The following is a 12,768-nucleotide window of genomic DNA, read 5'->3' as shown; positions in this document are numbered from 1 at the left end:
CCTCGGCGGTCGGCTTGTCGCTAGTCGAGGGTGATGCAGCGAAGCTTCGTATCCTCTGCTGAATCTGAGCGAACAAAAATGCTCCCGAGCAGATGGTGACGTACTTCTTCCCAAGGGAGGCGCTTGTCCACCGCTCCGATTAGCCAAGCGCCGACGATGACCGGGTCGTTAGCGAACTGGTGTTGGCCCTCCCGGACCTGATGCACGAGCCACGCGGGGTACAGATCAAGGCCACCGTGCTGCCCACTGTCCTGTTCGGCGTAGTTATAGACGTCGCGCAACACGGCGATGTCCCGGCCATCCACAGGCTTTGCGACCCGGCAGGTGTGCGCCGGCGAAAACGAGTCTTGCAGGACGTGCAGCATTGATCCAAGAGCGACGTCGGGAGTCAGCCGGTTGCGCGCCTCGAGATCTTCGGGGCCGTTGGCACCTTGCTGCGTAAAGAGCGAACGTACCAGCACTGTGGGTGGCTTTCGTCGTAGGCACAGATTTCGAGCGATCGACGGCAAATTGAGCATCGTCTCGTCAGCGGGTGTCAACGGAGAGGTGGCCGCACGCCCAGGGGATTGCGTAGCCACCGCGTAGGCGAACTCAAGCCACACCATCGACTGCTCCAGCGTGGAGGTCACGCGCTCCACTGGCGTACTCGATTGCCCGCCGGGTTTCGACCGAAGCTGCGTCTGAAAGTGGAGGTGCTGCAGTCCGCCGTAGTGCGATTGCCTCGTCAGGTGCTGTTCCGCAGGGACTGTGCAGTCTAGGACGCCTCCAGGATATTGCTTCAAGCTCTTGTTCATCGTGTCGTCGAACTTGAAGAGGCCTTTGGCGAAGTCGCCTCCCCGCAGATGCATCAGTGGATCATCGTTCCACCAAGTACCGTACACGATCCCTGCGCTTCGATGGAGGGGCAGGCCGGGCCCTTTCGACCAATCGCCGTCTTCGGCCCAATGCATGGATCGGATAACGTCCTGGCCGTCGCGGTGAGTGTTCCTCCACGTGTTCTTCCCGCGATAAAGGCCAATGGCAGCCATGGTCATGTGCTCATGTACGGCAGACTTGAGCTGAGGCGGGGCATTCGGGCAGAGCAAGTTGCGCATCCGTATGGGAGCTTGGTCCAGTCCGGCCTCTTTGACGGTGAGACGACGAAGACACGGATTGATCTTGAAGGCCCATGCCTCAACGGGGATGCCGACCATCGCTATCCAGCCAAGCAGCACCAGGGTTCGCAATTGCATACAGATGCTCCAGGCGGCGCGCGGCCGTGTCGATGGCGAAAGCATTGGCGCGCAGCACCACCCATGCAGCGTGCAGCTGGAATTTTGCAAGTATTCCTCAGGCCTTTGACAATCGCATCATGAAACTTGATGAAGCTACCTACAGCGCCCTGCTGGATCTCTCAGAGGGTGTGCTGATGGGTGCTGCCTACGAAGCGGCAGTGTCGCGGGATCTCGCTCAGATCGAGGTGTTCGCTAACCTCGTCGATCGGCGCTTCGAAACGATGAAGGTGCTGCAGAAGGACGACGCCGTGCCGTTGCGACCGCGCGACCGCTCACCTGGCGCCGCTGGCACGCTTCTCGCAGTGGAAAGGCAGGTGCGGTACAGCGATTTCTTGCCGCGGGTTTTTGCGTCCCAGCTAGGCGCTGACGATCTACCAGTCGCGGGCCAAAGCCTCTCGGAGCGGGAACTGGTACTCCTGCGCCGCTTGCTTGGATCTGGCTCCGAGGACCGGCACAACAGATATCGCTGGAAAGAAGCGATCGTGCGTTCAGCCGCACAGTGCGTCAACGACCCCTTCCTATGGGATTTGGCGCGCGAGGCGAGCGTCGGATTGAACGGCTCGGCGCGCGCTCGACCCGTAGATGGCATCGCAAACCGCACGCTGGTAGGCCTCGCGCTGGCCAACGGCAACTTCGAACTCGCTGCGGATGGAGTGTCTCGCCTCGAGCCGGAGGCAATCCGTGCACTGTTTGCCGACCTCCGTGCCGACGAAAAACGGGCAGGGGAGGGCGACCTGCGCCCGATCCTGCCGACGCTCGGCAAAGGCCTGTACGTCGCCTCTCAGAGGGTCTCCGCAGTCCTCGACGCGTTCTCGCGCCGGATTGCGACCAAATCAGCGGATGCCCAGGTTAACGCCGACCTCAATTCGCTACGGGCGCAAGTGATGTCGCATGCCATGCTGTACGCGCGCTCCACAGGACAGCGGTTGCCGACCTCCGCCCTTTTTCAAGCCATGGGCGAGAGCGCGGATGACCGCGCCGCTTTCGTGAACTATGCCGATCGCCAACTCACAGGTGCACGCTCCCTGGTTGCCTGGAACCGGTCGTTGGACGACTTCCTGCAGCTCTTGCTGGAGACGCATCACCATCAGATCATCTCCATGCTGCCGTACGCATTCAAGAGCGACCGGCGCGAACGGCCCGCTGGCGATCTTCATACGGTCGTCGGGTGCTCGTCGTTGTCTCTTGCCGACGCAGATGCGGAGTATCGATTCGCCCGTACGGTCGAAGCCCTCACCAATCTGGGCCACGATCTATCGGGCGCCAACAAGCAGGGGCAGAGCGTTCTTCATACCCTGGCCATCGAGGGCACAAGATCAGACCGTTTGGCCAAGTTGAAGGTCCTCATAGAGCTCGGCATCGACACAACAGTACGTGACCGCCGACGTTGGCCCGCCGTGACGCATTTGGATGCGCAAGAGCGTGGCCCTTGGCGGGAGCTAGAGCGCGCGGTGCTTTCACGCCAGCGAGCGATGCGCATCCTCGACGACGTTGCGACCGACAGCGTAGCGTTGCCGCGGTAGCGACCACATCGGCGGCAGGTGAGCACCTCTGCTGGCCCCCTACAGGCGTGCGGGAAACGTAGTCCCGCGAGGTGTCTCGCCTTCTCTTCGAATGGTGCAAAGGCCCCCGGAATATGCTAATTGCGTAGCGCATTTCGTGCTGCAAATCACGGAGGCCGATGGGCAGAACGCTTTACGACCTGTGCGATTACGACGCAGCCTGCGAGGTCAAGGAGGGCGCTGTGTGTTGGCCCGTTTCGGATGAGCTCGCCGTCGCGGCAGGCGCCAGCCGTATGACGGTAGTGCGGCTCGAAGCGGAGCAGGGCTCTCCGAGCACCATCACTGTGGCCGCCCTTGCGTTTGCAGTAGGGAAGACGTTGTCGCTGAGCGAGCCCGAGTCCGGACGCCAGACACCCAGCCGAATCACGCATCGGGGCTTGAGCCACAACCGAACCAAGCACGATCTTGACTGGGACGATCGCAAGCGCGAGAAGGCGCTAGCTGACAGCTGGGAAGATGTCAATCAGGAGCGGACAGTAGGGTTGGAGCCGATCATGAAGTCCCTTGTGCCCAACTACTCGGGTGAACAGGCGGTTGCGGCCGCAACTGTCGTGCAATGGCTGGGTAGTGAGGTCGGTTTCGGCTTCCTGACCAAGGCTCTGGCAAACGCAGGCTACGCGATCACGAAGGTAGAGGCTTCAAAGCGGAAGGCGAGAGTGCGCTAGCGTCCAGCCGTCATCCGTGCACGCCGCACTGCCGGCGAAGCCACGGTAGCCCCCCATCACTCCATGGCCAACATGTCGCGAAAGCGTGTCAAAAGTCGCCGATTTCCATCGAGAACTCCTCGCCGCACGGGTGGTGGTTTCACAATCGCCGCATGAGCGTTGTCGCCAAACTGACCATCGCAGTCTTAACGGTGCTGACCAGCGCAAGCGCCGCCGCGGCGCCCATGCGCTTCGAGGTATTCCGCCCCTGCGGCGGGAATGGGGCGGTGTGCGCACCGCAGGTGCTGGCCCAGGGCGACATCGAGCTCGACTCGGCCCAGCAGCTGGCCGCGTTTCTCCGGACGCCATCGTTCAAGGACACCGGGATGCCGACCCCCTTCGTCGCCTTTGATAGCGGCGGCGGCAGCCTGGCAGGAGGTGTGATCCTTGGGAAGTACCTGCGCAGCATCGGCGCAGACACTTATCTTGCGCCCACCTACTCGCGCGTGATGAACTCAAACGAGGTTGAAGCCGTCTTCGTTCGAAGTGCAAAGTGCGCGTCGGCGTGCACCATGGCGTTCATCGGCGGGCAGCATAGATCGGTCGCTGAGGGTTCGATGTTCGGCGTGCACCAGTTCTTCGCGAAGCAGGGTGCGCTTGGGGACGGCGCTACACAAGAGGTCGTGGTGGCTTTAGCGGCATACGTCGAGCAGATGGGCGTGGACCGCGGTTTACTTGACCGAGCATCAATGGTGCCGCCGGCTCAGATGCAGTGGCTGCCCGTGCCGACCCTTGCGCAACTAAACGTCGACAACCGGGCACCTAGCCTGGCCGCCTGGACCATCAGCGCGGCCGCAGACGGCACGCCGTTGGTGACGGTCAAGCAGCCAGTCGCCTTCGGCCGGGACACCATCGTCGTGCTGAGCTCCAATGGCCCCCGCATCGACGTGGCGGTAGCCGCGGTCTTCAGTAAGGACGTCGCCGCGTCGGCGCGCGATCGCTTTCCCGAAGGCGACGATTCCAATCTCAGTTTCAGCATCGATGGGCGCGTCGTCAAGATCGCCGCCGCTGGCCCCTGGGAGAGGCTCCAGCGGGGAACGGGATATATCGCACGTGGAAGCATTTCCCGAGATGACCTGGCGCGTATGTCTCGAGCAAAAAAGCTGTCGCTGCAGGATGACTTCCCGAACGCGCTGTCGGATATGCGGGTAGCGACTACGATTTCGTCTGATCAGCTGGCACCTGCTGCGGCGCTGCTGCTGCGCATGCGCTGATCAGAGGATTTCGAAGAGCTTTTTAGCTCGGCCGCGCAGGCCGTGGAGCTGGCAATCCCCGACAGTAGACGCTGCCTCGACGTAAGCCTCGGCACGTCCACCCGGCCCAATGCGACGCCCGTCGAGCGAGATGACTAGTGGGGCCGAAGGCTTTGCCGCTTGGAAGTTCGATCGCCAGTCGTAGCTCGTCGGGTTGCGGAACGCCTCTAGATCTACGTCTCTCAGGCCCTTTTCTACTGCACTAGACGAGGCGGGCGCTGGCAGGGCTGATGCCGCGGCGGGGAGACTGGTCTCGCATCGGATCTCACCTGCGGTGATCACTTGCGAGCTGCCGTTAAAGACCTGAACGACCACTGCGGCACCATCTTGCTTGACGCTCTCGACGGCGACGCGACCGGCATCATGCCTCGGTAGCAGGCGATCGGCGGCCACGGTAGGCGCCGACCCCAACACGAGCCAGATCGCGACTAATCGAGGCAGGTTTCGATTGCTCATGCGGTTGAAGGAATATGGATGGCACTAACCCCAGGGCTAGGGGAAGGACGACGGCGCCGCCGCCCATTCTATTGGTCGTACGGATCGCCGGAGAGACCCATTAAGCATTGCCAGCGCTGCAACATCGAGCGCTCAGGCCTGAGCCAGGTTTTGATCGCAGTCCATCTGAAGGTACGATTCTTCAAGACCCTGTGAACGCGACACCTGTCTGTCGCTCACCTCTCACTCGCACAGCTTCTGAAAGCGGCCGTCCCTAACCGAGCCGGTTCCTGCACCTTATGTCTGTTCCGATCCCCGTCACCGCGCTGCTGCGGATCTGCGACCCGTTCACCGGCCCATGGACCGGCCAGCCTCTGCTCCGGCACGAGGTGCGTGAGGCATTGCGCAGCAAGGAATTCCTGAGCCGATCGTTTTCCGACGAGCAGTCGAAGGTCCCGTGGACGAAGCGCGACCACATCATGCGCATTGCGCACCTCGCACATCATGGATGGGAGGACGCCGTGGCTATCGACGTCGGGGTGCCTGCGTTGAACTGCTATGTGCGGTGGCCGTTGACAGACGGTAATCACCGACTCGCCGCCGCGGTCATACGCGGCGACATTCACATCGAGGCGTCTGTAGCGGGTGACATCGACTATGCGGCGACCTTGTTCGGCGTCGATGTCAGGGAGCAAGATTGACGTCGTAAGTTGGTGGGATGGCGAAATCGGCGTGGTGCCGCGTTTACTTGGGATGCGCCTGTTCCCCTTACTCCGGGGCCACCTTCACTGAGCCGGCAAGTGGCGTTTCAGCGCGCTGAATGCATCTGAGAGCCTCGCGAGCTTTCGCCGCGAGATGGCTGGGGCGTTCGGCACCTGCTTCCAGCGCCAGCGTGCTCTCGACCGTTCTGATCTGCGAGGAGTTGAAAACGATGTATTCCACTTCGCCTTCGTCGCTCGTAAAGATCACGCCATCGAAACCGGCCTTGATCTGTTGGTTCACCCAGGGCCGCTTCGACGCATGCGACTCCGTCACCTGCCAGTCGTCAGTTCGTATCGGGTTCTGCAGGCTGAGGTGAACCTCGATGATCTTCGAGTCGGCAGTCAGCCCGTCATCGGGTCCGTCGTCCTTCGGGGCCATCGCGAAGAGCTCTGCGGTTTGCCTGTCCGGGGTGAACCACGCCGGTGTGCGGAACGTGTCGAAGTGTGCCTTTGTGCCATGGAATACCACAAGGGGCATGCCAGACTCATCGACGACAGCACTGCGTGCGAACCATTGCTCGAAGGCGTGTGTATCAACTGGCTTGTTCATGGCTGTGGGTGCGAGTTGCTCATGGTGGCTTGAACCATCGTCAGTGCGGCCTGCGCCGCCAGCGCGCGCTCCTCCTCTTGTCGCCTGGCGGGAGTTGCGTAGGGGTCAGGGACCTGGACGACCTGCCCGAAAGTGAAGACTGCATAAGAACGCTGCAGCTCCCAGTCACCGGCGAGGTGCTCAACAGGCAGCATGTCGTTGTCCAGCACCATGCTCTCGTAGCCCGCTTCGCGCAGTTGGGACACCACAAGAGCGCGAGCCCACTGCTCAGAATCTTCGAAGGCATCCGGCAGCGGTTGCTTGCTTCCCGCAGCCGCCGCCGCGGTGGCGACATGGTCAGGCCTGGCGATGGCGAACGCCTCGAGCGATGCGCGTGTGATGTGGGCAGGATGGCGAAGGTGCAGTTCGGCGGCAGTGACATGGCCAGAGCCTGGCGAGCCGTCCCAGCCTTGCGCGTATGCAACTGCGGCAGAGCGAGCGGTTGCGAAGAAGGTCCCGTGTGGAGCCGGCTCACGAAACTCTTGGATCGGCGAAGTACTGCCGTGGAAGACCACAGGCGTCGGTCCACCGTGCGGCCAGGCAGGGAAGCCGTCGGCAACGAACGCCTGACCAGTCGGCGTGCGCGCCGGCGTGGCTTCCAGCGCAAAAGCACGTCTCCCGCCGAGCGCGCTCCGAACCTGCGCTGAATCGAAGACGACGTACATGTCTGCGGGCGCATCCATCCCGTGGTCGTCGACGTTCCTGAACACGACACCATCCCTTCCTTCGAGACGTGCAATCCGGATGGTGTCTTCAAGCCTGCGCTGCGACTCCTCTGTCAGCATCAACCCGTGGTTGTCGATGACTAGAGGGCGTCGAAGGCACAGGTGCACTGGGTATATCACCGGCCCCGACCAGGCAGCGTCATCGGAGGCCATGTCAGCGTAGACCTCGGCGCTCACCGGATCGGTGGTGAAGTAGATGCCGTCGTGCTCGCGTGCAGGGCGGAAATGCGTGATCGTGCGCGCTGAACCGTGATACAGCACCAGCGGCTCGCCGTCTTCGTCGACGGCCACGCTGCGTGCGAGCCATCCCTTGAACTCAGCGGTGTGGTCAGACATGCGGGTGCTTCCGCGGTTGGGGCGCCAGCCAGTCCAGCGCGGCTCGTGCCGACGCTTCAAAGGCGAGCATCGCAGACGCGGACCTCAAGTGGAAAAGGGCGTTCGAATCAATGGTGCTGCGGATCTGCGAGGGGCTGAAGGCGACGAAGACGTCTTGCCCGATGACCGCGCCGTCGAAACCACGATTCATCCAGGTGCGGCGCTTGTTTGCATACCAGCGCGCCGTGTTTGGCGCCAGGAAGTCCAGTCGAACGGGGTTGCGTATTGCCAGGTAGACCGGAATGACGGTACCGCCGTCGCCAGCTCGTGACGCGTAGCCGCCGGCGTAACCAGAGGCGACATGGGAGTCGCTCGTGAAGAACGTCGGACGATCCTCGAACTCCACAAGTGCGGTCCGCGTGCCGTGGTAAACGACTAGTGGGGCACCGTATGCGTCGACCACCTGGCTGCCGGCGAACCAGTCGGTGTGACTCGGTACCGACTCAGACATACGGCATCCTGCACTCCGGAGTGCCACTCAGCCACGCTCGCGCGGCGTGCGCTGCTAGGGCCCTGCGGTCGGTGATATCAGGATCGGCAATGTCGAACGCGCCGCTGTTGCCTAACGCGCTTTTGATGAGTCCGTCGGTGCGATGCATCACGACCCACAGGGCGCCGCCGTCCCGCTGCATCACCAGGCCATCGAATCCCGCGGCCGTAAGGTTGGACCAACCGATTGCCTTGAAGAGCGTCTCCGCGTCCTTTCCGGTGCTGATTGCGATCGGCGCATCAAAGTCGACAAACTCCACGCAGTATTGAGTGCCGTCGGTGCTTGCGCATGGCTTTGCGCGCTCCATGCCGTCGCCGAAGACCTTCCAGTTCTCGCGCCGGTTGCGAAGAAAATCGCTCGCATCGGCTCGATCGTTGAAACGCCTGGTGGTATGGGACATCGTGAAGCGCGCTCGGTCTGATGGCAGGAGCGTGCGTGCAGCGAGTTCTGTCAGTCGCTTGGCATGGGCTGGCGGCAGGTCTTCGTCCAGGTGAAGCAGCGTACCGGTGACGAAGACCGGAATAACCGCACCGAAATCCCGTGCATAGTTAGCTGCCTCGGTAGCGCTCGACGTGAAGTACGCGGCGACGCCGTAAGCGTCTCCGGTCTGCGCCGAGTTGGCGCGCCCACCTGGAACAAAGCTCGTGATGTCGTCTGGAGTGGGCGTGCCGTGGTAAACCACCATCGGCGAGTTGTCTGCGCTCACGACGGGGCTGTTGCCGAACCAGCTCGTGAAGTTCAGTTTCGCATCAGGCTGCATGTGGTGCTGCTTTCCTGTCGAGGCGTTCGAGCCATTTCAGAGCTGATTTGGCAAGCTTCGCTCGGTCTGTGATATCCGGATCGCCCGGATCGAACGCACCAGAATTGGCTAACGCGCTTTTGATCTGCAAGGGGCTGAATGCGACATACGTCGTCGAGACGGGGGAGTCGACGTGTCCTACCCCCTTGTCCTTCACTCGCCGAACTACCATGCCGTCGTAGCGCCCAGAAGACTGCGCCAGCGCCGCAAGTTCGTTGATGTCCATCTCCTCGCCGCGAAAGAGAATCTCGCGCCAGCTCGCGCCACGCGCATCGACTTTCAGGGGCCGGCGCAGGTTGAGGTAGACGGGCATCACGTTGGCGTTGTCGTGGTGTTTGGCCGAGAAGTCGCCTTGCCATGCGACGGTGTAGCTGCTTGCAACGTCGCTACGATCAGTGAAGAAGAACGTACCGGCAGGCGCGCCTGTCTCTGACTTCCTCCCCGAGTACTCAGGGTCGAAGCGCGTTACGTCGGCTGCCGTTCCGTGGAAGACCACGCGTGGGTTGCCGTCGGGCGTGACCACGTGACTACCGGCGAACCAGCGCAGCAGATTCTGGAGGTGTGCCTCAGGCACGTGGAGCCGCCTTCGCTCCTCGCGTGGCAACCCACTCCTTGGCGCGCTTGGCGCCGGCGGCGCGGTGGGCGTCGACTGCCGTTAGCCCGGACCCCGCGGACGGCTCGGTGCTGACGATCGCGATCTGTCCTGGGTCGAATGCGATGAACTGGTTCGCTGGCCACGCCGGCATGCCGTCTAGTGCGTTCATTGCAACGATGCCGTCGTGGCCGAGTGTCTTCGCTTCTTCCACGAGCGTGCGGATGTCGATTGCTCCGCCGAAGAAGTCCCGTACGAGCGGGTTCTTCATGGCGACCGTAGCGGTGACGATGTGGGGCACCCCGCCTTCGTTCTCGGCCACAAAATCCGCGATCTGCTCAGCGACGGCGAGTTCGTCCGTGAAGAACATGGCGCCCGCGGAGCACGCGAAGTTGCGTCCGGACAAGTTCATATCGAAGGCGTCGATCGCACTGTTCGTGCCGTGGAAGAGCTGAAGGGCCGAGTCGCTGGCGGTGTCCTGAACCGTGCCAATCTCCATCTCCGGCGCAGGTCGGTACCCAAGGAAAGCTGCTCCTTCAAACGTGAGAGACGTATCAGCGGTGAGCCCCGGGAAATCCAGCTTCGCGCAGTCGATCAAGCGGGTTGCGAGGCCCTTGCGGCGATGGGTTGGTGCGACGTACAAATTCGAGGCGACAGTGCCCTGGCGCCCGATCGTGGTCACGTTCAGCGCTGCGACGATCGTTTCGCCGTCGAGGAGCAGGTAACGGCCTCCTTTCACCGAACGTCCGGCCGGCGAGCTGAACAGTTCACCTTCGGTCCTCAGAAGGTCCTTCGCGCGCCGGCCAAGGATGCGCTCGGCCCCGATGCGAGCTGCGATCGCAGGGTCGTTGACTGGCAGCAGGAACATGGCCAGATCGCCGCTGGATCCTGCAATCTGCACCGGCTCATCTCGAAAGGTAGCCAGGCGGGGCTTGGAAGGCCTCGTAGCGGCGATCGCACGGTCGATAGAAGCGGGCACAGCTGTCATTCCGGTGTACCAGTCCGCGCGCGGCTATGCAGTCCGGGAGCAGGTTGCTGGCTCTCCAGCCACGTGCGCGCCCGTACGGCGGACTCGAGGGCGCCAGGTCCCGCTACAGGGTCTGGCATGGCGGGCTCGGAGCGGAGGTGAGCATCCGCCTGCGCGAGCGCCAATCGGATCTGCTGGGGCTCGAACGCGATGTAGCTATCGCGGGCTTCGGGTGCGTAGCGCCGGAACTGCGCGTCTGTGAGTTTGTCGAGGTCGACGCGCTCGAGAAGGGCGCGCTGCACAGTGGACAGGTCGACGCCCTCGTAGCGGTTCAAGTACACGATGCCATCAAATCCTGCGCTCTTCGCGGATCGGATCTTTTGGCGCCAGGCGCCGCCGGCGTCGCGGCTCCGACGGGGCTTCTCAATGCACAAGTACGCCGGCAGCAGGTTGCTTCCTGGGCCTGCGACCCGGACGGACGCTTGTTTTGCCGTGCCGAAATGGAATCCGCCGTCACGCGTAAGCACCGAGTCGAACCGGGTGAAGTCTGAGTTCGTCCCGTGATACACGACCATCGGCGACCCATCGGGCTCAACAACAACCGATTTGCCAAGGAACATGGTGACGCTGCCGTTTCGCTGTGGGTCACCCGCAAGCGCGGTGAAGGCGGGTGAGCGGCTTTTGGATGGCATGACCGGAAGTCTACTTTCCGGTTCGATTTTGTGCATTTTGGGCGGTTCAGCGCCCACGCTTGATTCCGCGGCCGCTCGAGCTCGACTCGCGAGCTACGCGGCAGGTGATGTCAGGGCGGCTTTGGGCGTTCGCTAGTCGTTTTCAGGCCGAGATAGGTGCCGGCACTGATGCCCATTAATCCAAGGAGGGTCACGCTGAACTCCGGCATGGCCAGGTGCGCCCACACGTCGTGCACCCAGACGATCCCCAGCACGAGTGTCCAAACCGCCATCTGAAAGCGATGAAAATTGACGCCTGAAGCGTCGCTCAGGATGTCCATGTACCAGTGCCCAGTAGCGGGCGGCCCGAAGAACTCCGTCCCGGGGTTCTGCTCGCGCCAGGCTGCTGCCCGCCCGTCGTCGATCGTCGCAGAGCCGATCGCCGTTGCAGCACTGATGCCCATGAGGGCCAAGGCCTCGGGAGTGATCACCGTGTCGTAGTCACCTGTGACGAGGCCGAGGAATCCCCAAGACGTGAGCACAAGAAAGAACCAGAACGCTGCTTGCATGCGGGCAAGGCTGTATGGTTTTTTTCCCGGGCGCGTCTGTGGTGCGACGCCCGGCTGGCCCCCCCCAATTGGCACTGCTCGAACCGCAGCCGGATCGCGGAGGACGTCACTTTTGGCGGCCAGCACCAGAAATACAGCCAACAGGAAGACCAATGTTCCCGTCCAGAGCCACAGCCAGAATCTAGGTAGCGCTCGCATGTAGATGCCTTGTGCGGGGGCACTCGGCGGCTGGCCCGCCGGCTGGACCGCAGGCTTCGGTGTCGGAGCCACCGCGTAGCCGTCTTCAAGGCCCACGCTGACCGTGACGTACCTGTCTCTGAGCCTAGGTCGCCCGAGGATTTGAGTCCACAGTTGCCGTGAGTCCTCCCGCCGCTCCATCTGGAAGAGCAAGACGCCGTTCTTCGGATCACCCGGTGGATCCGGAAATGCACCTTTGACCGGCCTCCCGTCCAGGAACAGTACGACCCTAGCTCGCGACGCGGAGCAGCGCTCAGCTTTCATCAGCATCGGCAGGTCCGCTAGCGTCACGCGGACGGTGTCGCGAAGCTGCAATAGATCTCCGGGCAGGTGCGCCTCGTTCTCCGCGGGCTTCGGCCCTCCGCGGTCTGTTTCCTTCGCGGATCTTGTTGCCTTCCCCATAGGAGTCGGGACGAAGCGCTCGACGTTGGACACGGTGACGGTGCCCAAGTCAACGCCACTGCAGTTCTCGAGCGCCGTTGACGGCTGCTGACCGTGGCTCGCACCGGCAAATGCGAGAAGCATGAGCGCGGCTGCAAGGCTGGCAACGCGCATCACGCCTGACGCGACGCGATTCGGTACATCGGACATAGATCCCTCCCTGGTCGACGCCTCCCCGATTGCGCCGTAGGCTCGCGGCCCGCGTGCGCGGGGCGAGCGTGGCAGAGAAGGGCCGGAAAGGAGATCCGCCATTCGACATAGCCTGGGCGGTGTACGCCGGCGGTGAGCGGTCCTGGGGCGACTCCTACTCACCGAGCTCCAACG

The 12,768-nt window shown here is 62.7% G+C and carries 14 protein-coding genes; 4 read left to right on the top strand and 10 right to left on the bottom strand.

Annotated features, from left to right (window positions below; all coding sequences use genetic code 11):
• Positions 1-20: 20 nt before the first annotated feature.
• Positions 21-1,232 carry a hypothetical protein gene (locus tag ACSFA0_RS25330; RefSeq protein ID WP_435453032.1) on the bottom strand — a complete coding sequence of 404 codons (1,212 nt, stop codon included), beginning with the start codon at positions 1,230-1,232 and terminating at the stop codon, positions 21-23.
• Between the two features lie 119 nt (positions 1,233-1,351).
• Between ACSFA0_RS25330 and ACSFA0_RS25325 the strand changes: the two genes are divergently transcribed.
• From ACSFA0_RS25325 to ACSFA0_RS25315, 3 genes are all read left to right on the top strand, one after another.
• Positions 1,352-2,797, top strand: a complete 1,446-nt coding sequence (locus ACSFA0_RS25325; protein ID WP_435453031.1) for a hypothetical protein — start codon at positions 1,352-1,354, stop codon at positions 2,795-2,797.
• A gap of 158 nt (positions 2,798-2,955) precedes the next feature.
• Complete coding sequence (locus tag ACSFA0_RS25320; protein WP_435453030.1) at positions 2,956-3,501, top strand: hypothetical protein; 546 nt, start codon at positions 2,956-2,958, stop codon at positions 3,499-3,501.
• A 152-nt stretch (positions 3,502-3,653) separates the two neighbouring features.
• Positions 3,654-4,754, top strand: a complete 1,101-nt coding sequence (locus ACSFA0_RS25315) for a COG3904 family protein (RefSeq protein WP_435453029.1) — start codon at positions 3,654-3,656, stop codon at positions 4,752-4,754.
• Here ACSFA0_RS25315 and ACSFA0_RS25310 read toward each other — a convergent pair whose 3' ends face one another.
• Positions 4,755-5,249, bottom strand: coding sequence for a hypothetical protein (locus tag ACSFA0_RS25310; protein ID WP_435453028.1), 495 nt, complete (start codon positions 5,247-5,249; stop codon positions 4,755-4,757).
• 278 nt (positions 5,250-5,527) lie between these two features.
• On the opposite strand from ACSFA0_RS25310, the gene ACSFA0_RS25305 reads away from it, so the two are divergent.
• Positions 5,528-5,929, top strand: a complete 402-nt coding sequence (locus ACSFA0_RS25305; protein WP_435453027.1) for a hypothetical protein — start codon at positions 5,528-5,530, stop codon at positions 5,927-5,929.
• Between the two features lie 67 nt (positions 5,930-5,996).
• Here the strand turns inward: ACSFA0_RS25305 and ACSFA0_RS25300 are convergent, their stop codons facing one another.
• The 8 genes from ACSFA0_RS25300 to ACSFA0_RS25265 form a co-directional block, all read right to left on the bottom strand.
• On the bottom strand, positions 5,997-6,539 hold the full coding sequence (locus ACSFA0_RS25300; RefSeq protein ID WP_435453026.1) for an ADP-ribosyltransferase-containing protein: 543 nt from the start codon (positions 6,537-6,539) through the stop codon (positions 5,997-5,999).
• A complete protein-coding gene (locus ACSFA0_RS25295) occupies positions 6,536-7,639 on the bottom strand; it encodes an ADP-ribosyltransferase-containing protein (protein ID WP_435453025.1) in 1,104 nt (367 codons plus the stop codon). Before ACSFA0_RS25295 ends, ACSFA0_RS25300 begins: the two co-directional genes overlap by 4 nt.
• Positions 7,632-8,129 (bottom strand): ADP-ribosyltransferase-containing protein, encoded by a 498-nt coding sequence (locus tag ACSFA0_RS25290; RefSeq protein WP_435453024.1) that lies wholly within the window; start codon positions 8,127-8,129, stop codon positions 7,632-7,634. Before ACSFA0_RS25290 ends, ACSFA0_RS25295 begins: the two co-directional genes overlap by 8 nt.
• Complete coding sequence (locus tag ACSFA0_RS25285; protein WP_435453023.1) at positions 8,122-8,928, bottom strand: ADP-ribosyltransferase-containing protein; 807 nt, start codon at positions 8,926-8,928, stop codon at positions 8,122-8,124. The genes ACSFA0_RS25290 and ACSFA0_RS25285 overlap by 8 nt, the downstream gene beginning before the upstream one ends.
• The gene (locus tag ACSFA0_RS25280) at positions 8,918-9,541 is read right to left on the bottom strand and encodes an ADP-ribosyltransferase-containing protein (protein WP_435453022.1); all 624 of its coding nucleotides are present in this window, start codon (positions 9,539-9,541) and stop codon (positions 8,918-8,920) included. The genes ACSFA0_RS25285 and ACSFA0_RS25280 overlap by 11 nt, the downstream gene beginning before the upstream one ends.
• Positions 9,534-10,538, bottom strand: a complete 1,005-nt coding sequence (locus ACSFA0_RS25275) for a GNAT family N-acetyltransferase (RefSeq protein WP_435453021.1) — start codon at positions 10,536-10,538, stop codon at positions 9,534-9,536. Before ACSFA0_RS25275 ends, ACSFA0_RS25280 begins: the two co-directional genes overlap by 8 nt.
• Positions 10,539-10,543: 5 nt before the next feature.
• A complete protein-coding gene (locus ACSFA0_RS25270; RefSeq protein WP_435453020.1) occupies positions 10,544-11,254 on the bottom strand; it encodes an ADP-ribosyltransferase-containing protein in 711 nt (236 codons plus the stop codon).
• Between the two features lie 74 nt (positions 11,255-11,328).
• On the bottom strand, positions 11,329-12,594 hold the full coding sequence (locus tag ACSFA0_RS25265; RefSeq protein ID WP_435453019.1) for a hypothetical protein: 1,266 nt from the start codon (positions 12,592-12,594) through the stop codon (positions 11,329-11,331).
• Positions 12,595-12,768: the final 174 nt, after the last annotated feature.

This window comes from Variovorax restrictus (genome assembly GCF_051216715.1).
GTDB lineage: Bacteria > Pseudomonadota > Gammaproteobacteria > Burkholderiales > Burkholderiaceae_C > Variovorax.
The sequence above is the reverse complement of the archived record's forward strand: the minus strand, read 5'-3'. Positions and strand labels throughout refer to the sequence as shown.